This is a genomic window from Streptomyces sp. S.PB5 (genome assembly GCF_030403745.1).
Lineage (GTDB): Bacteria > Actinomycetota > Actinomycetes > Streptomycetales > Streptomycetaceae > Streptomyces.
On sequence record NZ_JAQMWP010000008.1, the window covers coordinates 302,529 to 325,893 of the forward strand.

General features: G+C 67.3%; 28 protein-coding genes. 1 reads left to right on the forward strand and 27 read right to left on the reverse strand.

The genetic code is table 11. The features are described from left to right. Position 1: 1 nt before the first annotated feature. The 22 genes from rplN to PH203_RS22690 form a co-directional block, all read right to left on the reverse strand. Entirely contained in the window at positions 2-370 is a 369-nt protein-coding gene (gene rplN / locus PH203_RS22585; RefSeq protein ID WP_003998823.1) for a 50S ribosomal protein L14, read from the reverse strand. Between the two features lie 98 nt (positions 371-468). Next, positions 469-756 carry a 30S ribosomal protein S17 gene (gene rpsQ, locus PH203_RS22590; RefSeq protein ID WP_007384073.1) on the reverse strand — a complete coding sequence of 96 codons (288 nt, stop codon included), beginning with the start codon at positions 754-756 and terminating at the stop codon, positions 469-471. Further along, entirely contained in the window at positions 756-980 is a 225-nt protein-coding gene (gene rpmC, locus PH203_RS22595) for a 50S ribosomal protein L29 (protein WP_010036720.1), read from the reverse strand. Before rpmC ends, rpsQ begins: the two co-directional genes overlap by 1 nt. After that, positions 980-1,399 (reverse strand): 50S ribosomal protein L16, encoded by a 420-nt coding sequence (gene rplP, locus PH203_RS22600; RefSeq protein ID WP_004927269.1) that lies wholly within the window; start codon positions 1,397-1,399, stop codon positions 980-982. The genes rpmC and rplP overlap by 1 nt, the downstream gene beginning before the upstream one ends. 5 nt (positions 1,400-1,404) lie before the next feature. Beyond that, positions 1,405-2,235: a 30S ribosomal protein S3 gene (rpsC, locus tag PH203_RS22605; protein ID WP_030317320.1), complete on the reverse strand. Its 831-nt coding sequence runs from the start codon at positions 2,233-2,235 to the stop codon at positions 1,405-1,407. After that, positions 2,235-2,582: a 50S ribosomal protein L22 gene (gene rplV, locus PH203_RS22610; protein WP_003974262.1), complete on the reverse strand. Its 348-nt coding sequence runs from the start codon at positions 2,580-2,582 to the stop codon at positions 2,235-2,237. The genes rpsC and rplV overlap by 1 nt, the downstream gene beginning before the upstream one ends. A gap of 45 nt (positions 2,583-2,627) precedes the next feature. Further along, the gene (gene rpsS / locus PH203_RS22615; RefSeq protein ID WP_023547380.1) at positions 2,628-2,909 is read right to left on the reverse strand and encodes a 30S ribosomal protein S19; all 282 of its coding nucleotides are present in this window, start codon (positions 2,907-2,909) and stop codon (positions 2,628-2,630) included. A 12-nt stretch (positions 2,910-2,921) separates the two neighbouring features. Next, positions 2,922-3,758, reverse strand: a complete 837-nt coding sequence (rplB, locus tag PH203_RS22620; protein WP_059192905.1) for a 50S ribosomal protein L2 — start codon at positions 3,756-3,758, stop codon at positions 2,922-2,924. Between the two features lie 38 nt (positions 3,759-3,796). Beyond that, positions 3,797-4,216, reverse strand: a complete 420-nt coding sequence (gene rplW / locus PH203_RS22625) for a 50S ribosomal protein L23 (RefSeq protein WP_289922199.1) — start codon at positions 4,214-4,216, stop codon at positions 3,797-3,799. Further along, positions 4,216-4,872: a 50S ribosomal protein L4 gene (rplD, locus tag PH203_RS22630; RefSeq protein ID WP_059192907.1), complete on the reverse strand. Its 657-nt coding sequence runs from the start codon at positions 4,870-4,872 to the stop codon at positions 4,216-4,218. The genes rplW and rplD overlap by 1 nt, the downstream gene beginning before the upstream one ends. A 7-nt stretch (positions 4,873-4,879) precedes the next feature. Beyond that, entirely contained in the window at positions 4,880-5,524 is a 645-nt protein-coding gene (gene rplC, locus PH203_RS22635; protein ID WP_020135811.1) for a 50S ribosomal protein L3, read from the reverse strand. A gap of 17 nt (positions 5,525-5,541) precedes the next feature. After that, entirely contained in the window at positions 5,542-5,850 is a 309-nt protein-coding gene (rpsJ, locus tag PH203_RS22640) for a 30S ribosomal protein S10 (RefSeq protein ID WP_003948644.1), read from the reverse strand. Positions 5,851-6,311: 461 nt separating this feature from the next. Next, on the reverse strand, positions 6,312-6,524 hold the full coding sequence (locus PH203_RS22645) for a hypothetical protein (protein WP_289922204.1): 213 nt from the start codon (positions 6,522-6,524) through the stop codon (positions 6,312-6,314). 239 nt (positions 6,525-6,763) lie between these two features. Beyond that, on the reverse strand, positions 6,764-7,039 hold the full coding sequence (locus PH203_RS22650) for a hypothetical protein (protein ID WP_289922207.1): 276 nt from the start codon (positions 7,037-7,039) through the stop codon (positions 6,764-6,766). 177 nt (positions 7,040-7,216) lie between these two features. After that, complete coding sequence (locus PH203_RS22655) at positions 7,217-7,960, reverse strand: hypothetical protein (protein WP_289922208.1); 744 nt, start codon at positions 7,958-7,960, stop codon at positions 7,217-7,219. 13 nt (positions 7,961-7,973) lie between these two features. Next, the gene (locus PH203_RS22660; RefSeq protein WP_354671255.1) at positions 7,974-12,608 is read right to left on the reverse strand and encodes a DUF6531 domain-containing protein; all 4,635 of its coding nucleotides are present in this window, start codon (positions 12,606-12,608) and stop codon (positions 7,974-7,976) included. A gap of 151 nt (positions 12,609-12,759) precedes the next feature. After that, the gene (locus PH203_RS22665) at positions 12,760-13,110 is read right to left on the reverse strand and encodes a hypothetical protein (RefSeq protein ID WP_289922214.1); all 351 of its coding nucleotides are present in this window, start codon (positions 13,108-13,110) and stop codon (positions 12,760-12,762) included. 90 nt (positions 13,111-13,200) lie between these two features. Continuing rightward, positions 13,201-14,400 (reverse strand): acyltransferase, encoded by a 1,200-nt coding sequence (locus PH203_RS22670; RefSeq protein ID WP_289922466.1) that lies wholly within the window; start codon positions 14,398-14,400, stop codon positions 13,201-13,203. Positions 14,401-14,637: 237 nt separating this feature from the next. Then, positions 14,638-15,435 carry a hypothetical protein gene (locus tag PH203_RS22675; protein ID WP_289922216.1) on the reverse strand — a complete coding sequence of 266 codons (798 nt, stop codon included), beginning with the start codon at positions 15,433-15,435 and terminating at the stop codon, positions 14,638-14,640. A gap of 91 nt (positions 15,436-15,526) precedes the next feature. Next, positions 15,527-16,105, reverse strand: coding sequence for a hypothetical protein (locus PH203_RS22680; RefSeq protein WP_289922217.1), 579 nt, complete (start codon positions 16,103-16,105; stop codon positions 15,527-15,529). A gap of 53 nt (positions 16,106-16,158) precedes the next feature. Beyond that, positions 16,159-16,416, reverse strand: a complete 258-nt coding sequence (locus PH203_RS22685) for a hypothetical protein (protein ID WP_289922218.1) — start codon at positions 16,414-16,416, stop codon at positions 16,159-16,161. Between the two features lie 67 nt (positions 16,417-16,483). Beyond that, positions 16,484-16,699, reverse strand: coding sequence for a hypothetical protein (locus tag PH203_RS22690; RefSeq protein WP_289922219.1), 216 nt, complete (start codon positions 16,697-16,699; stop codon positions 16,484-16,486). A gap of 182 nt (positions 16,700-16,881) precedes the next feature. On the opposite strand from PH203_RS22690, the gene PH203_RS22695 reads away from it, so the two are divergent. Further along, positions 16,882-17,856: a hypothetical protein gene (locus PH203_RS22695; protein ID WP_289922220.1), complete on the forward strand. Its 975-nt coding sequence runs from the start codon at positions 16,882-16,884 to the stop codon at positions 17,854-17,856. Positions 17,857-18,032: 176 nt separating this feature from the next. Here the strand turns inward: PH203_RS22695 and tuf are convergent, their stop codons facing one another. The 5 genes from tuf to PH203_RS22720 all read right to left on the reverse strand — a co-directional run bounded on the left by tuf (position 18,033) and on the right by PH203_RS22720 (position 23,365). Next, positions 18,033-19,226 (reverse strand): elongation factor Tu, encoded by a 1,194-nt coding sequence (gene tuf / locus PH203_RS22700; RefSeq protein ID WP_059192910.1) that lies wholly within the window; start codon positions 19,224-19,226, stop codon positions 18,033-18,035. 189 nt (positions 19,227-19,415) lie between these two features. After that, complete coding sequence (gene fusA / locus PH203_RS22705) at positions 19,416-21,542, reverse strand: elongation factor G (RefSeq protein ID WP_059192911.1); 2,127 nt, start codon at positions 21,540-21,542, stop codon at positions 19,416-19,418. Between the two features lie 39 nt (positions 21,543-21,581). Next, positions 21,582-22,052 carry a 30S ribosomal protein S7 gene (gene rpsG / locus PH203_RS22710; protein ID WP_003998848.1) on the reverse strand — a complete coding sequence of 157 codons (471 nt, stop codon included), beginning with the start codon at positions 22,050-22,052 and terminating at the stop codon, positions 21,582-21,584. Between the two features lie 2 nt (positions 22,053-22,054). Beyond that, positions 22,055-22,426 carry a 30S ribosomal protein S12 gene (gene rpsL / locus PH203_RS22715; RefSeq protein ID WP_003948652.1) on the reverse strand — a complete coding sequence of 124 codons (372 nt, stop codon included), beginning with the start codon at positions 22,424-22,426 and terminating at the stop codon, positions 22,055-22,057. Positions 22,427-22,813: 387 nt separating this feature from the next. Further along, positions 22,814-23,365 (reverse strand): DUF1707 and DUF4190 domain-containing protein, encoded by a 552-nt coding sequence (locus tag PH203_RS22720; protein ID WP_289922221.1) that lies wholly within the window; start codon positions 23,363-23,365, stop codon positions 22,814-22,816.

The following is a 23,365-nucleotide window of genomic DNA, read 5'->3' on the forward strand; positions in this document are numbered from 1 at the left end:
CTTACAGCACCTCCGGAGCCAGCGAGATGATCTTCATGAACTTCTTCTCGCGCAGCTCACGCCCGACCGGGCCGAAGATGCGGGTGCCGCGAGGGTCGCCGTCGTTCTTCAGAATGACGGCGGCGTTCTCGTCGAAGCGGATGTACGAGCCGTCCGGACGGCGGCGCTCCTTGACGGTGCGAACGATGACCGCCTTGACGACGTCACCCTTCTTCACGTTGCCACCGGGGATCGCGTCCTTGACGGTGGCGACGATGACGTCACCGATGCCCGCGTAGCGGCGACCGGAGCCACCGAGCACACGGATGCAAAGGATCTCCTTCGCACCAGTGTTGTCGGCGACACGCAGTCGCGACTCCTGCTGGATCACGTCTATCTCCTGTTTGTCTGCCGGTTCCCCGGGAGCCGCTCAGCGAGCGGCTCCCGGAGCCTGGCGGAACTGTCCTGCGGGATGATCCCCGCAGGAAATTACTTGGCCTTCTCGAGGATCTCGACGACGCGCCACCGCTTCGTGGCGGACAGCGGCCGGGTCTCCGCGAGGAGGACACGGTCGCCGACGCCGGCGGCGTTCTGCTCGTCGTGCGCCTTGAGCTTGTTGGTACGGCGGATGACCTTGCCGTACAGCGCGTGCTTGACGCGGTCCTCGACAGCGACGACGACGGTCTTGTCCATCTTGTCGCTGACGACGAGACCCTCACGGGTCTTGCGGAAGCCGCGGGCCTCTGCAGTCTGCTCAGTCACGTTGCTCTCACTCATCAGGCGCTCTCCACCGTCTCGATGCCCAGCTCGCGCTCACGCATCAGGGTGTAGATCCGCGCGATGTCCTTACGGACGGCCTTCAGCCGACCGTGGTTCTCGAGCTGACCGGTCGCCGCCTGGAAGCGGAGGTTGAACAGCTCTTCCTTGGCCTCGCGGAGCTTGTTCAGCAGCTCCTCGTTGCCCAGCTCGCGCAGCTCGGACGCCTTGGTACCGGCCGACATCACGCTTCACCTGCCTCGCGCTTGACGATCCGGCACTTCATCGGCAGCTTGTGGGCCGCACGAGTCAGAGCTTCACGCGCAATCTTCTCGTTCGGGTAGGACAGCTCGAACATCACCCGACCCGGGTGAACGTTCGCGATCCACCACTCCGGCGAACCCTTACCGGAACCCATGCGGGTCTCGGCAGGCTTCTTCGTGAGCGGGCGGTCCGGGTAGATGTTGATCCAGACCTTGCCGCCACGCTTGATGTGGCGGGTCATGGCGATACGGGCCGCCTCGATCTGGCGGTTGGTCACGTACGCCGGCGTGAGGGCCTGAATGCCGTACTCGCCGAACGCGACCGTCGTACCGCCCTTGGCCTGACCACGGCGCTTCGGGTGGTGCTGCTTGCGGTGCTTGACCCTACGGGGGATCAGCATGTCGGTCAGGCCTCCGTTCCGGTGCTCTCAGCCGGAGCGGCGGCGGCGGGAGCCTCGGCCTTGGGGGCCTCGGCGCCGGCAGCCTGCTGCGGCTTACGACCGCGACCGCCGCGCTCGCCGCCACGGCCACCACGGGCCGGACGGTCGGCGCCACCACGGGCCGGGCGGTTACCCGCACGGGCCGCGGCGTTCTCGGCGCGGACCTCGGCGATGTTCTTGACATCGCCCTTGTAGATCCAGACCTTCACACCGATGCGGCCGAAGGTCGTCTTGGCCTCGAAGAAGCCGTAGTCCACGTTCGCGCGGAGCGTGTGCAGGGGCACACGGCCCTCGCGGTAGAACTCCGAGCGGGACATCTCGGCGCCACCGAGGCGGCCACCGCACTGGATCTTGATGCCCTTGGCGCCGGCCTTCATCGCCGACTGCATGCTCTTACGCATGGCGCGACGGAAGGAGACGCGGGAGGAGAGCTGCTCGGCGACGGCCTGAGCAACCAGCTGAGCGTCCGTCTCGGGGTTCTTGACCTCGAGGATGTTCAGCTGGACCTGCTTGCCCGTGAGCTTCTCGAGGTCACCGCGGATGCGGTCGGCCTCGGCGCCACGGCGGCCGATGACGATGCCCGGACGCGCGGTGTGGATGTCCACGCGGACGCGGTCACGGGTGCGCTCGATCTCCACCTTCGAGATGCCGGCGCGCTCCATGCCGGACGTCATCATCCGACGGATGGCGACGTCTTCCTTGACGTAGTCCTTGTACAGCTTGTCGGCGTACCACCGGGACTTGAAGTCCGTGGTGACACCGAGCCGGAACCCATGCGGGTTAACCTTCTGGCCCATTACCGGGTTCCTTCCTTGCTGCTGACGACCACGGTGATGTGGCTGGTCCGCTTGCGGATCCGGTAGGCACGGCCCTGGGCGCGCGGACGGAACCGCTTCAGGGTCGGGCCCTCGTCGACGTAGGCCTCGGAGATGAAGAGGCTGTCGGCGTCGGTGTGGTCGTAGTTGTGCGCGGCGTTGGCGATGGCGCTGTCGAGCACCTTGCCGACCGGCACGGAGGCTGCCTGCGGAGCGAATCGCAGAACAGCCTGAGCCTCCGTGGCATCCATGCCACGGATCAGGTCCACCACGCGGCGGGCCTTCATGGGCGTGACGCGGATGTACCGCGCCTGGGCCCTGGCTTCCATGGTTGTCCCTCTCAGTTACTTACGTGTCTGAAGTGCGATCCGCTACTAGCGGCGCTTCGACTTCCGGTCTTCCTTGACGTGACCCCGGAAGGTACGAGTCGGCGAGAACTCGCCGAGCTTGTGACCGACCATCGACTCGGTGACGAACACCGGGATGTGGGTCTTGCCGTTGTGCACCGCGAGCGTGTGGCCGAGCATGGCCGGCACGATCATGGAGCGACGGGACCAGGTCTTGATGACGTTCTTGGTGCCGGCTTCGTTCTGGGCGTCCACCTTCTTGATCAGGTGGTCGTCGACGAAGGGCCCCTTCTTGAGACTGCGCGGCATCTAAACCCGCTCCTAGCGCTTCTTGTTCGTCTTGCGGCGGCGGACGATGTACTTGTTCGACGCCTTCTTGGGCGAACGAGTACGACCTTCCTTCTGACCCCACGGGGAGACCGGGTGGCGACCACCGGAGGTCTTGCCCTCACCACCACCGTGCGGGTGGTCAACCGGGTTCATCGCCACACCGCGAACGGTCGGGCGGACGCCCAGCCAGCGCTTACGGCCGGCCTTGCCCCAGTTGATGTTGCTCTGCTCGGCGTTGCCGACCTCGCCGACGGTGGCGCGGCAGCGCACGTCGACCAGGCGGATCTCACCGGAAGGCATGCGGAGGTGAGCCATCTGGCCCTCCTTCGCGAGCAGCTGCACGGAGGCACCGGCGGAGCGGGCGAACTTGGCGCCGCCACCGGGACGGAGCTCGATCGCGTGGATCGTGGTACCGACCGGGATGTTGCGGAGGGCCAGGTTGTTGCCCGGCTTGATGTCGGCCCCGGGACCGTTCTCGACGCGGTCACCCTGCTGCAGGTTGCGCGGGGCGAGGATGTAGCGCTTCTCGCCGTCGGCGTAGTGCAGCAGCGCGATGCGCGCGGTGCGGTTGGGGTCGTACTCGATGTGCGCGACCTTCGCCGGCACGCCGTCCTTGTCGTGACGACGGAAGTCGATCACGCGGTAGGCGCGCTTGTGTCCGCCACCCTGGTGGCGAACGGTCACACGACCGGCGTTGTTACGGCCGCCCTTGCTGTGCAGGGGGCGGACCAGCGACTTCTCCGGCGTGGACCGCGTGACCTCGACGAAGTCGGCGACGCTGGAGCCACGACGGCCCGGCGTAGTCGGCTTGTACTTGCGGATTCCCATTTCTCAGTCCTCGTCCGATATCGGACGATCCGACCCGCTTACGCGGTCGGACCGCCGAAGATGTCGATACGGTCGCCCTCAGCAAGGGTCACGATCGCGCGCTTGGAGCCGGCACGCTGGCCGAAACCGGTGCGGGTCCGCTTGCGCTTGCCCTGGCGGTTGAGCGTGTTCACGCCCGTGACCTTGACCGAGAAGACCGCCTGGACGGCCTGCTTGATCTGGGTCTTGTTGGCGTCGGGGGCGACGATGAACGTGTACTTGCCCTCGTCGAGGAGCGCGTAGCTCTTCTCCGACACGACCGGCTTCAGCAGCACGTCACGGGGGTCCGTGAACGCCTTGCTGGGCGCGGTGACGACGGTGTTCTTGCCCTCGGCGGCGTGACGACGCGCCTTGGCGACGCGCGCGGCCTTGGCGGCCTTGGCCGCCTTGGAGGCGATAGAGGGGTGACGGACGGCCATCAGACCTCAGTCCCTTCGGTGTCGTTGGCCTTCGGGCCGGCGACGAAGGACTCGAGAGCGGCCTGGGTGAAGACCACGTCGTCCGAGACGATCACGTCGTACGTGTTCAGCTGGCCCGGCTCCAGGATGTGGACCTGGGGCAGGTTGCGGGCGGACAGCCACGCGGCCTCGTCGGCGCGCTCGACGACCAGGAGCAGGTTCTTGCGCTCCGAGATCTTGCCGAACAGCGACTTGGCGGCCTTCGTGGAAGGAGCCTCGCCCTCGATCACGCCGGTGACGACGTGGATGCGGTTGTTGCGGGCCCGGTCGGTGAGGGCGTGGCGCAGGGCCGCGGCCTTCATCTTCTTCGGGGTCCGCTGCGAGTAGTCACGCGGCACGGGACCGTGCACGACGCCACCACCGGCGAACTGCGGCGCGCGGGTCGAGCCCTGACGGGCGCGGCCGGTGCCCTTCTGGCGGTAAGGCTTCTTGCCACCACCACGGACTTCGCCACGGGTCTTGGTCTTGTGCGTGCCCTGACGGGCAGCCGCGTTCTGCGCGACGACGACCTGGTGGATCAGCGGGATGCTGACCTTCTCCACGCCGAAGATCTCCGCGGGGAGTTCGACGCTTCCGGTCTTCTCGCCGGCAGGCGAAAGGATGTCAACAGTGCTCATCGGTACCTCAGGCCCCCTTGGCCGCGGTGCGGACCAGGACGAGGCCGCCGTTCGGACCGGGGACAGCGCCCTTGATGAGCAGCAGACCCTTCTCCGCGTCAACGGCGTGGACGGTCAGGTTCTGGGTGGTGACGCGCTCGTTGCCCATACGACCTGCCATGCGGAGGCCCTTGAACACGCGACCCGGGGTGGCGCAGCCACCGATCGAGCCCGGCGAGCGGTGCTTGCGCTGGGTGCCGTGTCCGGCGCCGAGGCCCTTGAAGTTGTGACGCTTCATGACACCGGCGAAGCCCTTGCCCTTGCTCTTGCCGGTCACGTCGACCTTGATCCCGGCCTCGAACACCTCAGCGGTGATCTCCTGGCCGAGGGTGTACTCGGAGGCGTCCGCGGTGCGGATCTCGACGAGGTGGCGACGCGGCGTGACATCGGCCTTGGCGAAGTGGCCCTTGAGGGGCTTGTTCACCTTGCGCGGGTCGATCTCGCCGAACGCGATCTGGACGGACTCGTAGCCGTCGACGTCGTTCGTGCGGACCTGGGTGACGACGTTGGGGCCGGCCTTGACGACGGTGACCGGAACAACACGGTTGTTCTCGTCCCACACCTGCGTCATGCCCAGCTTCTCGCCGAGGATGCCCTTGATCTGCTTAGCCATTCTCAGATCACCGACCCTTAGAGCTTGATCTCGATGTCGACACCGGCCGGGAGGTCGAGTCGCATCAGAGAGTCAACGGTCTTGGGCGTCGGGTCGAGGATGTCGATCAGGCGCTTGTGCGTGCGCATCTCGAAGTGCTCGCGCGAGTCCTTGTACTTGTGCGGCGACTTGATGACGCAGTACACGTTCTTCTCAGTGGGCAGCGGCACCGGGCCCGCGACCGACGCACCAGTGCGAGTCACCGTCTCGACGATCTTCTTCGCCGAGGAGTCGATGACCTCGTGGTCGTAGGCCTTGAGCCGGATGCGGATCTTCTGTCCCGCCATGGCTACTCAGTAGTCCTTTGTCTCGTAAACGCTCTGGAACCCGGCGTTCCTGACGTCTCGCTCCGACCCACGCGGTCGGGCGTGTCGCGCTTTCGCTGACACAGATGTCCCTTGTTCGAACATCCCTTGCCTGAGAAAGAGATCCACCGGGTGCCTGGTCGGCGCCGCACCTTGCTTCCCGAAAGATTCCCGTACGTCCGCCCCAGCGCTGCCGTGTGGCAGTTAGGGCGACGAGTACTGTGGGACTCGCTTCCGGTCCTCCCGGCGGGAGGCGCGCAGCATCAACACTCGACCGAGCAACTCCGACAGTCTGCCATATGGGGCAGCGCCTCCGCCAATCGAGCCGGAGAGAATACCCCGGGAGTGACGCAGGTCAAACTCCCCTCGCGCGATCCCGCAGGGGGTTCGGGCCCGGCCGCCAGTCATGGGCCGGACCGCCAGAGGGCCCCTCCCGGCGTCCGTCAGAGCCACTCCCCCGCGTCGCCGTCCTCACCCGTGCCGTACTCACGCAACACCACGACCAGCTGAACCGGCGCCTCGGTGTCGTCGTGCTTGACGCCGGCCAGGAGGACCTTCTCCGCGATCCGCCATGCCGTGTGGTCGGTGTAGTCCGCGCCGCCCGTCAGGTCCTCGTCGGAGGTCTCGAGCCGGCTTCCGGGCGATCCGGCGACCACACGCGGAAGTTCCGCGGAAGCGGTGCCGTACAGACCATCCTGTCCATCGAGCTCCTCATTCATTTGCCGACCGGCCCACGGTCCACACGGCACCCTCGTAGCAGCGCCCCCGGAAAGCCCGCCGGGGGTCCTGCTGCAGAACGGTTCGATGCGGGTGCGACCGGTCTGCGGGCAGACGAAGATCATGAGACGGCCGTTGCGACCCACGACGACCCCGGTCGGAGTGTTCGCGGCGGTGTTCACCACGGCACGGTCCTCGATGGGAACCCAGCTGCGAGTGCCCCCGTCCCACTCCCTGCTGTCGACCTCCAGCCCGGCGGAATGGACAGATCGAACTGATGGCTGACGGCGTCCTCGTCCTCCCAGTCCTCCCACTCGTCGAGGCGCTCGCGGATCGCGTAGGGAAGCAGGTCTCCCCACTGGTGCTCAGTGACCCGTTCCGGGTGCAGCACACAGGGATTCGGTACGTACTCGGCGCGGCCCACGACCACCGGCTCGGGCTGCTCGGCCAGCACCTCGGAGACGTCGGAGCTCCGGCGTCGAGCAGGGGTCCGGCGACGGAACTGTGCTCCGGCCCCGGCGCGCCCGGCCGTGGGTGCAGCCGGGTACCGAGACCGCGGTGTACGGACAGCTCGGGGATCACCGCCTCGATGCCCACGGGGCGCTCGGGGGTCGTGCGGGTCATCGGTGGATCAGTCGCGCAGGCGTGCCGTGGCGAAGGCGACGAGTTCGTCGATCCCGATCTCGCGCGGCGTGCCGTCCTGGTTGTCCCACTCCGCGATGAGCCACACCCCGTCCCACATCACGCGCCATACGTGACTGTGCCGGTTCTCGAACTCGACGATGCTTCCCGCTCCGCCCTCCATCTGACGGAGTTCCTGCACCAGGCGCCGCGGCGCCGTGAAACCGCGGCCGGGGTTGGTACTGCGGCCACGGGTACGTGTGTTGATGTACCGCATCTTCAGGAAGGGGAGCGGCTCACGGCCGAAGTTGGTCAGCCGGAGCATGCGGTACCGGGTGATGGCCTCGTCCAGCGTTTCGTCACCGGAGAACTCGCAGGCGTACGCCGGGAAGACAAGCCGGACGTGCGGCGTCAGCTCTGGTTTCTCCACCCGGTAGAACTCGTGCACCTCCGGCGCGATACCCACGACCGCGTCGAAGTGACGACCGACCGGGGGGCCGAAGCCGTCCAGTGAGCCCAGAAAGGGATTGGCGACAAAGATCTCGTCCTCATGCTCACGCGCGAATGCCAGCGTGGCCAAGGCCAGATCTTCGTCGTAAGAATCGCGGCTGCTGAGTTGCAGCAGTCGTTTCCCGTCCGCGGACAGCGCCCCGGCGAAATCAATACCCGGCGCCGGCGACCAGTGCCAGCTGTCCGGCAGTCCCGGGAGCGGACCCACGCCCTTGAAGGTGGTGACTACCGATCGGATGTCCATGAATCCTCCGTGATCAGTCGCATGAGTACCCTTCTCCGACCTCTTGCAGGTACGTGTCGGACATCAGTCCTCCGCCCCTGGAGTTCTCACGTCCGTCCATCGGTTCGAGATTGTCCGTGTTGTTGTAGAAGTCATTTCGGGTGGCACGGTCGGTGAAGCGGCCCTCGTCGTTCCAGTGCTGGACCACGGGGTCCAGGTGTTCGTAGGTCACCGTACGGTGGAATGGCCTGGTGTTGTCCGCTCGGGGGTCCCAGATCAGCTGGCCATCGCCATTGCGCCACGTCAACTGGTCTCGCGGGATCCGCTGATTGTCGGAGTCACGAGGTACTCCACCGAGCGCCCGCCCCTCATCGGTGTAGTTCGTGACCATGTGGTCATGCGTGGACTGACGGTAGCCGGACGGGTACTGGTTGTCCCGCGTGTATTCCCGGTCCCCCTCAGGGAGACTCGGGTCCCGCGCGAACTGGTTGTTGTTGTTCGGGTCCTGCCACCACAGACCGAGCGGGTCGCTCCACCGGTACGGATTGGGGACATAGGCACTGTCGTTCGTGGCGGGCGCGAGCCCCAGCGGGTCAGGACTGACGTACTGGCCCGTGAGCGGGTCGTAGTGCCGCATGAAGTTGTAGTGCCAGCCGGTTTCGTCGTCGGCGTACTGCCCCGGGAAACGGAGCGGACATACGACGTCGTCACTGTCGTCGGCCCGCGCTCCCTGGCCGGGGAGGAGGCTCCCCCACAGTGTGGTGCGTCGTTGCCACACCACCTCGCCCTCCTCGGAGACCAGTTCGGCCGGTGCGCCGGACAGGTCGGCGACGATGGCCTGGAATCGCGCCTCCGTGTCCGCCGCTGTCCGGTCGAGCTGGGTGACCGGATGGTGGCTGCCCGGTGTGTAGTCCCATGTCGTCGCACGCCCGTCGGGAGCCAGTTGTTCGGCCAAGCGCGTGCCGTCCCAGGAGAAGAGGACCTCCTCCGCGACCCTGTCGCCCTCGTCCAGCCGTTGTTTCGCCACTCGGCGACCGGCCGGATCGTAGAGGTACTTCCACCGGTCCCCGTCCGGAGTCGTCGCCCCGATGAGCTGACCACGGCTGTTCCAGGTGTACGTCCGCACCCGCCGCTGCCCGTTGAGCAGGCGCTGAACCGTGCGTATGACGCGACCTTCGCCGTCCCGCTCGTAGTGGGTGCGCCCGCTTCGCCTGATCCGCGTTCCCGTGAATGTCCGGTCCGCGCCCTCGTCGTCGGCCACGGGGCTCGACGCCCGCGTCAGGTTGCCCAGCGCGTCGTACTGGTAGCTCTCGTGCCATCCGCGTGCCTCCACGGCGGTGACCCGGCCTGCCACGTCGAGGGCGTAGCGCCGTGTCCCGCTGCTGAGTTCCTCGACCGCGGTCGGTATGCCGTCCGCCCGATACGTGTAGGCACGCTCCTGCAGCAGGGCCTGGTCCGCGTCGGGGGCCGCGGAACGGAACAGCCGCTGGGCGGCGAGCCTGCCCGCGTCGTCCCAGGACTGGTCGAGGGTGACACCGCCCGGCAGATGGCGGGCCGTCTCGCGGTCCTGATCGCCGAAGTCGAACCCGATACGGCGGCCGTCCGACTCGAGCGCGACGGGCCGTCCCGCCTCGTCGTACGTCCATGTCGACTCGATCCCCGTGGGGGTACGCCGTCTGGCCCGTCGCCCCAGCGCGTCGTACTCGTACGTCGTCGTCCTGCCGTTGATGCTCTCCGCGAGGAGCAGGCCGTCCGGGCTGTAGGTGCGCTCGACACTGACGTCCGGGCAGTCCTCCCGGATCAGGTGCCCTGCCGTGTCGTAGGTGTAGTGGGCGACGACGCCGTCGTACTGCGCCTCGACCGTGCGGCCCAGGGCGTCCCGGAGGAATACGACCGCCTCGCCGGCACCGTTGACGCGGGACATCAGGTCGCCCATGGCGTCCAGCTGGTAGCTGAGGGTGCGTCCGCCGAAGTCGGTCTCTGACACGAGGCGGTTGGCTTCGTCGTAGGTGTACTGCCAGGTGTTGCTCTGGGGGTCGGTCACCCGCAGCAGGTTGAGCTCGGTGTCGTAGGCGAAGGAGTGGGTGGTGCCGTCGGCGAGCCGACGGGCGGCCACCTGGCCGAAGGGAGCGACCTCGAATGTGGTCGTGCGCCCCAGGCAGTCGGTCTGCGAGAGCAGATTCCCTTCCGCGTCCCAGGTCCAGGACTCCTCGGTTCCGTCGGGCGTTCGGCGCCACACCGTCCTTCCCTCGACGTTCGTGCGCAGCCGTGTGACACGCCCCAGCGCGTCCGTGAAGCTGCTGATCCGGCCGAAGGGGTCCCGCTCGACGCGGCTCACGGCACTCCGGGCGTCGATGAACTCGATCGGCAGCCCCGCGGCGTCACACCGAGCCCGGCTGGTACGCCCCATGGCGTCCGTCACGGCGACGAGGCCGCCGGTCCGGTCGTACTCGTAGCGGGTCTCGGTACCGGAGGGTCCGAGGGAGGAGATGTGGTTCCCGAAGCGGTCGTAGGAGTACCGCCATATCGCTCCGCTCGGCCTGACCGCGCGCACCAGCTGGTGCAGCTCGTTGTACTCGGCCTCGGAGACCGCGCCGTCGGGACGGGTGATGGTGGTGAGATTGCCGGCGGCGTCGTAGGCGTATCGGGTGGTCCGGCCCAGAGCGTCGGTCTGGGCGAGGAGACGGTCGTGGCGGTCCCACTCGTTCGTCAGTGACTGGCCGAGCGCGTTGGTGGACGAGACGAGCTGCAGCCTGTCGTTGTAGTGGTACGTCGTGGTGCGGCCGAGCGAGTCCGTGTAACGGGTGGTACGGCTCTCCGTGTCGTAGGAGATGGTGCAGCTCAGGATGGAATCGACACCCTCACCTCGTATGACACGGTGGGCCTCGTCGTAGGCGAAGCGGTACCAGGAGCCCGTGCGGTCGGTCCACGAGGTGATGCGGTCGTCGATGTCGTAGGTGAACCGGTACGGCAGATCGGTGGAGTTGAAGATCTCGGTGAGCCGGCCGGCCTCGTAGCCGTAGCGCACCAGGACCGTCGGCGCACCGCCGGAGTCGATCAGACAAAGCCCCGTCACACGGTCGTCGGCCGAGTCGACCGCCACGTGGTAGCCGCCGGAGTGACGCAGGGAGAGCGGCCTGCCGTCCGCTGCGTACTCGAAGTCGACGCGGTTGCCGTTGCGGTCGGTCAGCGACTGGATGGGCATGGTGAACGTGACGTCGTGCTCAGGGCTCTCCACCGGAGCGAAACAGCGGACGACCCCGGACTTCGGATCCGTGACGCGCATGCCGCCCGGCCGTCGGTCGTCCCAGGACAGGGGCCACCGGGGCCCCTCCAACGGCATGACCTCGCCGTCGTCCTGAGGGATCGGATAGACCAGGATCATGCCGTCCTCGGTGGCGAACAGCACTCCCTCGTCGTCGAGTTCCAGTCGCTGGTCGAGCGTGGAGGTCCACGAGGAACCGAACCAGCGGCCCCAGCGATACGTCGACAGGTGCGTACGGGCGACGCCGAGCCTCAGCACCCCGGGGAGGAGCACGTCGGTCGCCGTCATCAGCATTTCGCCGGACACCATGTCGACGGGGTCGCCGTTCTTGCAGCGGCCCTTCGGCGGCTTGCCCTTCCCTATGGCGTCGTCGGCTCCCTTGCGCAGACCGTTTTTGCCCAGTCCCTTGGCCATGGCCTTGAGCCCGCCCTTGCCGAGCGCCTTCATGCCCTTCGCGAGGCCGCCGAGCGTGGTCAGGCCCTTCATGCCGGGTATGCAGTCCAGCGCCGCGAACCCGACGTCCCACAGGGAGGCTTGGCCCTTGGAGTATTTGTAGAGCGTGTCCGCGAGCACCACGACCGCGGCGATCAACACGATCGCGCCGAGGATCGGCCCACCGATGATCATCGCGACGATGCCCACGACCGCGACGACGATCTTGCAGGCGGCGACGATGTTGTCCCAGTTGTCGGTGAACCAGTCGCCGACCTCCTCCCACCAGGAGCGGTTCTGGATACCGGCGTCCGAGGCCTCGTCGATCTTCGACTTGGCGTCCCGGGCCGCGTCCTCCCGCATCTTGCGGGCATCCGCGGCCATCTTCTTCGCCGCGTCGAGGGCATCCTGGGCACTGTCGACGTCCGACTGCGCCCGGGTCTGGGCGGACTGGGCGTGCTGGGCATCCCGGGTCGCGGCACGGACCTTCGCCTCGTCCGGCTTGTCGGCGCTGGACTTGCTGCCGGTGGGATCGTCCTTGTACTTGTCGGCTTCCTTGTTCGCCCGCGTCACCCATGAATCGGCCGAGGAGAGACGGGAGTTGGCGGAGGAGAGGTCGGCCTGGGCCTCCCGCGCCTTGGCCAGCGCCCGGTCGGCCAGGGCCTGGGCGCGCTCCAGCTTCGGCCAGAAGTCCGCCAGCGCATCCCCGCACAGGTCGTAGGACTTCTTCAGCTTCTTCAGGTTCTTCGGAACCCCGCCGAACTCCTCCTTGAACACCTCCGCCGACTTGCCCGCCCACTCCAGCAGGGTGTTCTCATCCGACATGCCCTTGATGAGCCGCAGCGCGTCCGAGACATCGTCCGCGAAGTCATGCAGCGTCTTGGCCAGCTTCCGCACCCGGTCCGGATCACCTGGCGTCGGATCCTTGTCCAGGTCAAGGACATGCCAATCCGTCGGCCGATGCCCCGCCATACCGCAACCCCCGTCACACGTGCACCGTCAACAACCGTATGCACACGTGAACTTACCCGGTACGGGCGTTCGACGGGAAGAACGGGGGTTCGGGGTCGTGTGCCGCGGCCGCGCACCCCAGGGTCTGCCCCAAGCCCTACCCAGGGTCTGCCTATGGCCAGTCGACCAACGCCGCAAAGGCGACGTAGGCAAACGGCACCATCAACGGAGCCGCGAGGGCGAAGATCGCGCGGCGGTCCCTGTGCCGCCGCTCCCACGGCAGCGCCCAGCTCACGAACAGCAGCACCAGGGCGACGGCGAGCCCGCCCAGCAGAACGGGAAAGGCGACGCCGTAGCTCGCGTCGAACGCGTCGGCCTGCGCGTCACCGCAGGAGTCGCACGCCATCGGGGAGAGCCCGCCGATGAGGTAGGCGACGAAGGACGCGGGGAGCGTCACCAGGGTCGAGATCAGGGGAGCGATCCACGCCCCGGGGGCACGCTCGGCAAGGGTGGTGTTCGGCATGGGTTCATCCCAGCGCCCGGGCGAGGTCGACGGCATGAGCGTTCGTACTCAGAACGCCTGGTCACCGTACGGAGATTCAACGTACGGCGATCATGTCCCCGCGTTCCTGAGCCGTGCGAACGACGTGTCCAACCCCCGCTTCAACCACCCCGCCACCGGCCGCTCCACAAACCGGTGCACGAGCCAGCTCAGCACCAGAAACCCGCCGATCACCGCCACGACCAGCACCCGGGCGTCCATGACATCCCGCAGCCGGTTGATCACCGTCGTACCGGCGACGTAGTGCATGAGATAGAGCGGATACGTCAACGCCCCCGCCGTCACCAGCCACTTCCCTCGCACCCGATCGGTCGCCCCGAGCGCGATCGCGACCATCGCCAGCAGGAACACGGTGAAGATCAGCACGCTCCCCCGCCACCCGGAGACATGCTCGACCTCGTCGATCCGCTGCCCCAGCTCCAACTGGCCCATCAGCCAGGCCATTCCGAGGATGCCCCAGAGCAACAGGTCCTGCCCGAAGCGGTGCATGAGGTAGAGGGCGAGGCCGGCGATGAAGTACCAGGCACCGTCCGGGTTGGCGATCAACTCCAGCAACGGCAGCTTCGACACCGGGGCCAGCATGGCCACCGCGCCCCACACACAGCAGAAGACGACGACCTTCTTGTACGTCAGCCCGGTCGCGACCACGAGCAGGAAGAGCAGATAGAAGCGGAGCTCGGACCAGAGGGTCCAGTACACGCCGTCGACGTTGCCGACGCCCGAACCGGACTGCAGCATCGTGAAGTTGAGCAGGACCTCGCGCAGCGGCTGCCGTGTCCAGACGCCGGGCAGGGCGACCAGGACGGCGGTGGTGAAGACGATGGCGAACCAGTACGCCGGGTAGAGCCGGATCACGCGGGAGACGAAGAACTGCCGCGGGGTACGCCCCCAGCACGACATACAGATCACGAAGCCGCTGATCACGAAGAAGATCTCGACGCCTATCCAGCCGTAGGAGGCGAACCGGAACACCGTCGGCATGATGTCCGACACCGGCCGGTCCCAGATCACGTTGCCCGGCCGGTCCGCGCGGTACGTCCCGGCGTAGTGGTGGAGGGCCACCATCAGGGCGGCGGCCAGGCGGAGGCCGTCGATGGCGTAGAGGCGGCGGTCCGGGCGTCTGCGGCGACCGGCGGGCTGCTGCTTCGTCGTCGGCTCGGTCGACGCGAGAGGCGGGAGCGGCTGCTGCAGTCCGCGTACCACCACACGCAACGGCATCGTCGGTCGGCTGTCCGCACCGCGCATCAGCACTCTGCCCGTCGTCTTGGGGACCCCGCCTCGGAGGGCGGCCGAAGAACGACTCACGCTACGTCTTCACAACAGCCCCACAGCAAACAGACAAGAACATTCCTCACTACTCGGACACGAAGTTGCCCGAACTCTCGCCGGCCCGCCGCACAGAGTTGGCCCAGTCTTCACGGGAACCGCTACAACCATCGGTAGCGGCCGCCCGCCTCAGCGCACCGGGAGACAGGCCGCCGCCATGGCTCAGCGCACGTCGACGTGGTCCCCGCCGCTGGTCGCGGCGCCCGTCGTGTCGTTGCCGCGGTACACCCAGCGCCAGGTGCCGTCGGTGGCGGCGGTGACCGTGGTCTTCAGGGCGCCGGTGCTGCTCGTGGTGACCTTCTTGACCGTCTTGAAGGCGTCGGTGCCCGTCTGCCGGAACTGGAGCTCGACCGTACGACCGCCGTAGCCGCCGTACTTCTTGGTCTCCCAGTTGGCGCGGGTGAGCTTGCCGGTGACGGTGATCGCCTTGCCCTTGGCGACCGGTTCCGGCGAGGCGTTCACGGTGACCTTGGCGGCACGCTTGAGGCGTACGGTGGCGGATCGCGTCTCGCGCTCATGGGCCTTGAGGCCGCCGTCGGCCTTGAAGAGAAACAGTGAGACGCCGACCTTCCACTTGGTGGCGTCACTGTTGGAGTCCACGTGCTCCTGGCTCGGGTGGGGGTCGATGTAGAGCTCCCCCTCACAGCGGGCCTTCTTGGAGCCTTCCTCGTAGCAGGTGTAGCCGCCGGGTCCTATGAAGTTCTCGCTGTCGGCCACCTTGTCGATGTCGCCGCGGTAGAGGAAGGGAAACGCGTCGTACCGGAACGGGTCATCCGTGCTGTACCCGGCCGGCAGCGCGATCCTGAAGGTGAGAGACGGCCCCACCTCCTTCGTCGTACCGACCACGATCGGCTTGCCGTTGTTGATGACGATGTCGGACACGGTGATCCCGGTGTCCGCCGCCTGGGCCGCCGGGGCGCCCAGCACCGAGAGGCCGAGCGCCCCAACGAGCGTTGCCACGGCGGCCGTTCGTCTGCCTGTTCTCACGTACACCTGCTTCTGTGGTGCGGATACGAAGGAGGCAGACTGTCCGCCCGGTCCGACAACGCGATCATGCTGCCCGGCCCTCTCGGAAGAGCAGCTCCTCCAACGCCGCGTCGTACGCCCGGAACCCCGCCTTGCCGTACTCCGGCGCGTCCGACCCCGTCGGATGGAGAATGCGCGGCAGATGGGCAACCCGCCACATCCGAAAGACCTGCCCCGGATCGACACCACCGGTCGCATCCGCAAGATCGCAAGCGATCGCGAGTACGTCGACGATCCGCGCGGCGCCGCCCCGCCCGGCCTCCGTCCCCGCCACGACGGCGGCGCTGATGACGGCCTGCAGGAACTCCGTCAGCTGCAGATCCGCCGCCATACGGCACATCCGCCGGACGAGAAGCGGTTCGTCGAGCCGCTCCAGGTTCTCGGGAGTGATCGGAGGCAGAGCCCCGGACCACAACACCAGATGCGCCGCGACCACCTCGTACTCCCGAAACCACCCCAGCTCCTCGGCAACCCCCATGGCCGCGTCATCGAACCGGCAGACCTCCCGCACCCCGCCCACGAGCCGCTCGAAGTCGCCTCGCCGCCCCGCCAGGAACTCCCCCACCGACACCCCGGCCAACCCCCACGTGCCGGTGGCGTTCACGGCCCCGACCGCGACGACTCCACCAAGCGGCCCGAAGACCCCCCGCGCATACCTCATGCCTTCGGGTACGGCGCACACACCGGACGCCCCGCGAGGGCCTCGTCCAACTGGTCCTGAAAATGGGCGAAGTCGGCGAGGGCGGCACCGAGCTCTTCGTGCGCCACCGTCCTGAAGTACCCCTTGGACCAAGGCCAGTTCATCGTGAGGAACGGCGGCCCGATCTTGACGATCCGCCCGAACCGGTAACCGCCGCCCTCCACGCACGGCGCGAACACATCACCGACCCGATGCCGACGACGCTGCCCCGTCATCGCCCTCAACGGCATGTGCGCCCGCCCCAGCTGTCACAGCTCATACGGCAACCCTGTTCGCGGCGTCTCACGGCCCGTCCACCCCGGAAACCCCACCCACCACCTGCCCCACCACGTCCAACACACCCTGCCCGAACGCCGTCGGAGCGATCAGCAGCCCGAACACCAGCACAAGCCCCACCGTCAGCCGCTCGTCGGCCCGGCTCCGCGCCTCGGTGCGCCGCCGCAGCCGCAGGACGATGACGACGGCCAGCAGAACCGCCACGTTGACCGACAGGATCATCGAGCGAGCCCTTCCCTCTTCCCTCCCGCCAAGGCCGACCCCCCGGCCATGGGCGACATGTACGGTACGCACCCCGACTCGCGTCCGCCTCGACCGACGCCCACGGGGAAACCACCGGCACCCACCGGACATGTCCCCAACTCCCCAGCTCACACCGGCCATGCGCCCCATAACCTCACCCCATGACCCGCAGGACCCCACCCCGCCCCCTCGACGTCCCCGCCCACTTCCCCGAACTGGCCCCCCTGGCCCGCACCACCATCCGCCTGCACCCCCGCCCCGGCGCCCCCACGCCCACGGACAGCTCCATAGGCGGCCCCCTGCTCTGGCCGACAGCAGACCCCTGGCCCACCTGTCCCGACCACACCGCCCCCGCCCACCTCGGCCACACCCCGGACGACATCCACCGACGCCGCCGCATCCTCGCCGAAGCCCACAACCGCCCCCGCGCGGAAGGCGCCGACTTCCTCACCGAGGAGGAACGCACCGTCGTAGACCGCGCCTCGACCCCTCGCCGGCTGCCTCAGGACGGCCCCGTCCCCCTGATCCCCGTCGCCCAGCTCTACGCCCGCGACGTCCCCGGTCTCCCCCGCCCGCCCGGCACCGACCTCCTGCAACTCCTGTGGTGCCCGTTCGGCCACGAGAGCCCGGTGGGCCCCATGCCCCACACCGTGCTGCGCTGGCGCGCCTCCGCCCACCTCGTCGACCCGATCACCGACGCCCCTCGCCCCTCCGTGATCGGCCATGACCGCTACCTCCCTGAACCGTGCGTCCTGCACCCCGAACCCGTCACGGAGTACCCGGCCCCGCACGAACTCCCCGACGACCTCGCGGACCGCGTCGAGGACTGGGCGGAGGAACACGGCGCGGACTACCAGTACGACCTCTCCGTCGCCCCCGGCTGCAAAGTCGCCGGCCACGCCCCCTGGAGCTACACCGACCCGTTCCCCATGTCCTGCGAGGAGTGCGGTTCGGACGTACGCCCCCTCCTCACCATCGACGGCTGGGAATGCGACGGCGGCAGCAGAAGCTGGTTCCCGCTCGGAGACACCGGCTCAGCCTGGCCCACCCACCTCAGCATCGGCCGCGACCACGCCCTCCAGCTCTACGTCTGCGTGACGTCGTACGACCATCCCCACCTGCGGAACATCCAGTGACCGGTGCCTTGCCAGAGGTCAGAGGTGGGAGAGCGCCCCGCCCACACCCACCGTCACGACCCTCGGCCCGCAGCCCGAACCCGCGTAGCAACGCGAAAGGGCCCGCACGACCGAAGTCGTACGGGCCCCTTCAGGAGCTCAATGAGCGAGCTACCAGGCGTTCAAGCCAACAAGAATTACTTGTTGATCTTGGTGACCTGGCCGGCGCCCACGGTCCGGCCACCCTCACGGATGGCGAACTTCAGGCCCTCTTCCATGGCGACGGGCTGGATGAGCTCCACCTTCATCTCGGTGTTGTCACCCGGCATGACCATCTCGGTGCCCTCGGGGAGGGTCACCACGCCGGTCACGTCCGTCGTACGGAAGTAGAACTGCGGACGGTAGTTGTTGAAGAACGGCGTGTGGCGGCCACCCTCGTCCTTGGACAGGATGTAGGCCTGGGCCTCGAACTCGGTGTGCGGCGTGACCGACCCGGGCTTGATGATGACCTGGCCGCGCTCGACGTCCTCGCGCTTGATGCCACGGAGAAGCAGACCGACGTTCTCACCGGCCTGGCCCTCGTCGAGCAGCTTGCGGAACATCTCGATGCCGGTGACCGTGGTGGTGGTCTTCTCGGTCTTGATGCCGATGATGTCGACGGTCTCGTTGACCTTGAGGACACCACGCTCGATACGACCGGTGACGACCGTGCCACGACCGGTGATCGTGAAGACGTCCTCGATCGGCATCAGGAACGGCTTGTCGACGTCACGCTCGGGCTCCGGGATGGACTCGTCGACGGCCTTCATCAGGTCGAGGACGGTCTGGCCCCACTCCTTGTCGCCCTCAAGGGCCTTCAGAGCGGAAACCTTGACGACCGGCAGGTCGTCGCCCGGGAACTCGTACTCGGAGAGGAGCTCACGGACCTCGAGCTCGACGAGCTCCAGGATCTCCTCGTCGTCCACCATGTCGGCCTTGTTCAGGGCGACGACGATGTACGGAACGCCGACCTGGCGGGCCAGGAGCACGTGCTCCTTGGTCTGCGGCATCGGGCCGTCGGTGGCGGCGACCACGAGGATGGCGCCGTCCATCTGCGCCGCACCCGTGATCATGTTCTTGATGTAGTCCGCGTGACCGGGGCAGTCGACGTGGGCGTAGTGACGGGTCTCCGTCTGGTACTCGACGTGCGCGATGGAGATGGTGATACCGCGCTGGCGCTCCTCGGGAGCCTTGTCGATCTGGTCGAACGCCGAGGCCTCGTTCAGGTCCGGGAACGCGTCGTGCAGCACCTTGGTAATGGCGGCCGTGAGGGTCGTCTTACCGTGGTCGATGTGACCGATGGTGCCGATGTTGACGTGCGGCTTAGTCCGCTCGAACTTCGCCTTCGCCACTGGGGTCCTCCTGTGGAGTGGTTCTGTACGCCTTGGTTCAATCGGCGCCAGGTGATCTTTGCTGTCAAATCCCGGGCCCCGGGTCATTCCGCCACGATTGCGGAGGAACGACCCGTGAGGCTCCGGGGTCAAGCCTAAAGCGTGAGCACGCGGTGCGTTAAACGCAGGTGCGTTAACGCAGACGCGGTACTACTCGCCCTTGGCCTTCGCGATGATCTCCTCGGCGACGTTCCGCGGAACCTCGGCGTAGGAGTCGAACTGCATGGAGTAGCTCGCACGGCCGGACGTCTTGCTGCGCAGGTCGCCGACGTAACCGAACATCTCCGAGAGGGGCACGAGGCCCTTCACGACGCGGGCACCGGCCCGCTCCTCCATGGCCTGGATCTGACCACGGCGGGAGTTGATGTCGCCGATGACCTCACCCATGTAGTCCTCGGGCGTGGTGACCTCGACGGCCATCATCGGCTCAAGGAGCACGGGGGACGCCTTGCGCGCGGCCTCCTTGAAGGCCTGCGAACCGGCGATCTTGAACGCGAGCTCGGAGGAGTCGACCTCGTGGTAGGCACCGTCGAGAAGCGTGACGCGGACGCCCGTCATCTCGTACCCGGCGAGGATGCCGAACTGCATGGCCTCCTGCGCACCGGCGTCGACCGAAGGGATGTACTCCTTCGGGATACGACCACCGGTCACCTTGTTCACGAACTCGTACGAGGCGTCGCCGCCCTCGATCGGCTCGATCGCGATCTGCACCTTGGCGAACTGGCCGGTACCACCAGTCTGCTTCTTGTGCGTGTAGTCGACGCGCTCGACGGCCTTGCGGATCGTCTCGCGGTAGGCGACCTGCGGCTTGCCGACGTTGGCCTCGACCTTGAACTCACGGCGCATACGGTCGACCAGCACCTCGAGGTGCAGCTCGCCCATACCACCGATGATGGTCTGGCCCGTCTCCTCGTCCGAGTGGACCTGGAACGACGGGTCCTCCTCGGCCAGGCGCTGGATCGCGACGCCCAGCTTCTCCTGGTCGCCCTTCGACTTGGGCTCGATGGCGACCTGGATGACCGGCGCCGGGAAGTCCATGGACTCCAGGATCACCGGCTGCTTGTCGTCGGACAGCGTCTCACCGGTGGTGGTCTGCTTCAGGCCCATGACGGCGACGATGTCGCCGGCGCCCACCGACTCGATCTCCTCACGCTTGTTCGCGTGCATGCGGTAGATCTTGCCGATGCGCTCCTTCTTGCCCTTGACGGAGTTCAGCACGGCGGTGCCGGACTCCAGGCGACCGGAGTAGATCCGGACGAAGGTGAGCTTGCCGAGGTGCGGGTCGCTCATGATCTTGAACGCCAGCGCCGAGAGGGGCTCCTCGTCGGACGGCTTGCGCTTGACGACGACCTCGGGGTCCTTCACGTCGTGGCCCTCGATGGCCTCGACGTCAAGCGGGGTCGGCAGGTAGCGCACGACCGCGTCGAGCAGGGGCTGGACGCCCTTGTTCTTGAACGCGGTGCCACAGAACACCGGGGTGACCGTGGTGTCCTTGGACTTGCCGGACGCGATGGTGATACGACGGATCGCGGCGTACAGCTGCTCCACGGAAGGCTCCTCGCCCTCCAGGTACAGCTCCATGATCTCTTCGTCGTTCTCCGCGACGGCCTCGATGAGCTTGCCGCGGTACTCCTCGGCAGCCTCGGTGTGCGTGGCCGGGATGTCGACGACGTCGTACATCTCGCCCTTGGCGGCCTCGGCGGACCAGACCAGGGCCTTCATCGTCACGAGGTCGACGACGCCCTTGAAGTCGGCCTCGGCGCCGATCGGGAGCTGCATGACGAGCGGCTGGGCGCCCAGGCGGTCCGAGATCATGTCCACGCAGCGGTGGAACTCGGCGCCGGTACGGTCCAGCTTGTTGACGAAGCAGATGCGGGGCACGCCGTAACGGTCGGCCTGACGCCACACCGTCTCGGACTGCGGCTCCACGCCGGCAACGCCGTCGAACACCGTCACGGCACCGTCGAGAACGCGGAGCGAACGCTCCACCTCGACGGTGAAGTCGACGTGACCCGGGGTGTCGATGATGTTGATGGTGTGGTCGACGCCCTCGAGCGGCCAGTGACAGGTGGTGGCAGCAGAGGTGATCGTGATGCCACGCTCCTGCTCCTGCTCCATCCAGTCCATGGTGGCGGCGCCGTCGTGGACCTCACCGATCTTGTACGAAACGCCGGTGTAGAACAGGATCCGCTCGGTGGTGGTCGTCTTGCCCGCGTCGATGTGGGCCATGATCCCGATGTTGCGGACCCTGGCCAGGTCAAGCGAAGTGGTAGCCATAAGGCTTCAGTCTTCTCTCGGTCTCGATGGGGTCTGCGACTACCAGCGGTAGTGCGCGAAGGCCTTGTTGGACTCGGCCATCTTGTGCGTGTCCTCGCGCTTCTTCACGGCCGCACCGAGGCCGTTGGAGGCGTCGAGCAGCTCGTTGAGCAGACGCTCGGTCATGGTCTTCTCGCGACGGGCGCGGGAGTAACCGACCAGCCAGCGCAGCGCCAGGGTGTTGGCACGGCCGGGCTTGACCTCGACCGGCACCTGGTAGGTCGCGCCACCGACACGGCGGGACTTGACCTCGAGGGTCGGCTTGATGTTCTCGAGCGCGCGCTTGAGGGTGATGACGGGGTCGTTGCCCGTCTTCTCACGCAGACCCTCCATGGCGCCGTAAACGATCCGCTCGGCAGTCGAGCGCTTGCCGTTCAGCAGCACCTTGTTGATCAGGGAGGTCACCAGAGGAGAACCGTAGACCGGGTCGATGATGACCGGGCGCTTCGGGGCGGGGCCCTTACGAGGCATTCTTACTTCTCCTTCTTGGCGCCGTAACGGCTGCGAGCCTGCTTGCGGTTCTTGACACCCTGGGTGTCGAGGGAACCACGGATGATCTTGTAGCGAACACCCGGCAGGTCCTTCACACGGCCGCCGCGCACGAGCACGATGGAGTGCTCCTGCAGGTTGTGTCCCTCACCCGGAATGTAAGCGGTGACCTCGATCCCGCTGGTCAGACGCACACGCGCGACCTTACGCAGGGCCGAGTTCGGCTTCTTCGGGGTGGTCGTGAACACACGCGTGCAGACGCCACGACGCTGAGGGGAACCCTCGAGTGCGGGCGTCTTGTTCTTCTCGACCTTGTCCTGCCGGCCCTTACGGACCAGCTGCTGGATCGTAGGCACTACTTCTCCGGTTTCTGTGTGCCGAATGGTGAAGCTAACCTGGAACGTCGCCGACCCACGCGGTCGGGTGTGTCGAACCCCGCAGACTTCCGCCGGAAGGCAAAAAGAGCGCAGATTTCGGTGGCCGATTCAGGCTCGCCATGCGGTTGATGGCACGCACGAGAGCCAGGGCACACCCCAGGCACAAGGTCTGAGCGTACCTACCTCATTCGCTGCGGTCAAAACAAATGGGCCTCGCCCGTATCCCCGGACGATCCGTGTCAAGCCCCTACGCCGTAGTGGATCTTCGATTTCACGTTCCGCAACATCCCGCAACGTCCTGCAACGTTCCGCACACACGCGCGCAGCACTGCGCGCACTGCACACACTGCACGCACTGCGCGCCCCTCATCCGCCCCCGACGGCGAACGCGAGCATCAGGGTCAGCATCACGGTCCAGGCGGCCACCGACATCCACCCGAGCACCAGCCCGATCAACGCCAGCCCGTCCCCGCCCTCCCCCGTGCGCTGGATCTCCGAACGCGCCGCCTGCCCGAGCACGACTGCCGGAATCCCGGTGAACCCGAACGTCGGCAGACACAGCACCCCGCACACGGCGGCCCCCACGGCCTTCCCGTTGGTCCGCGGCCGGGCCACCGGCAGAAACGTCCGCGGCACCACCGCCGGCTGCCCGAGCGGCCCCTGCGGCAGATCCGCGACCAGCACCGCCAGCTCCCCCACGGTCCGAGCCGCATAGGCCCGCCCCACCCGCTTGTCGAACTCCCCCTTCTCCAGCCGCCCCTCCCCGTACCCGGCCCGAAGCACATCGACGGTGCGCTCGCGGTCGGCGTGGGAGGCGAGCATGGACGGGGCGCTGACGGGCTGCCACGGCTGCGGGAGGCCATGGGGCTGCCCGGGCTGTGGACCGCCCTGCCAGGGCTGCCACGACGGATTCGACAC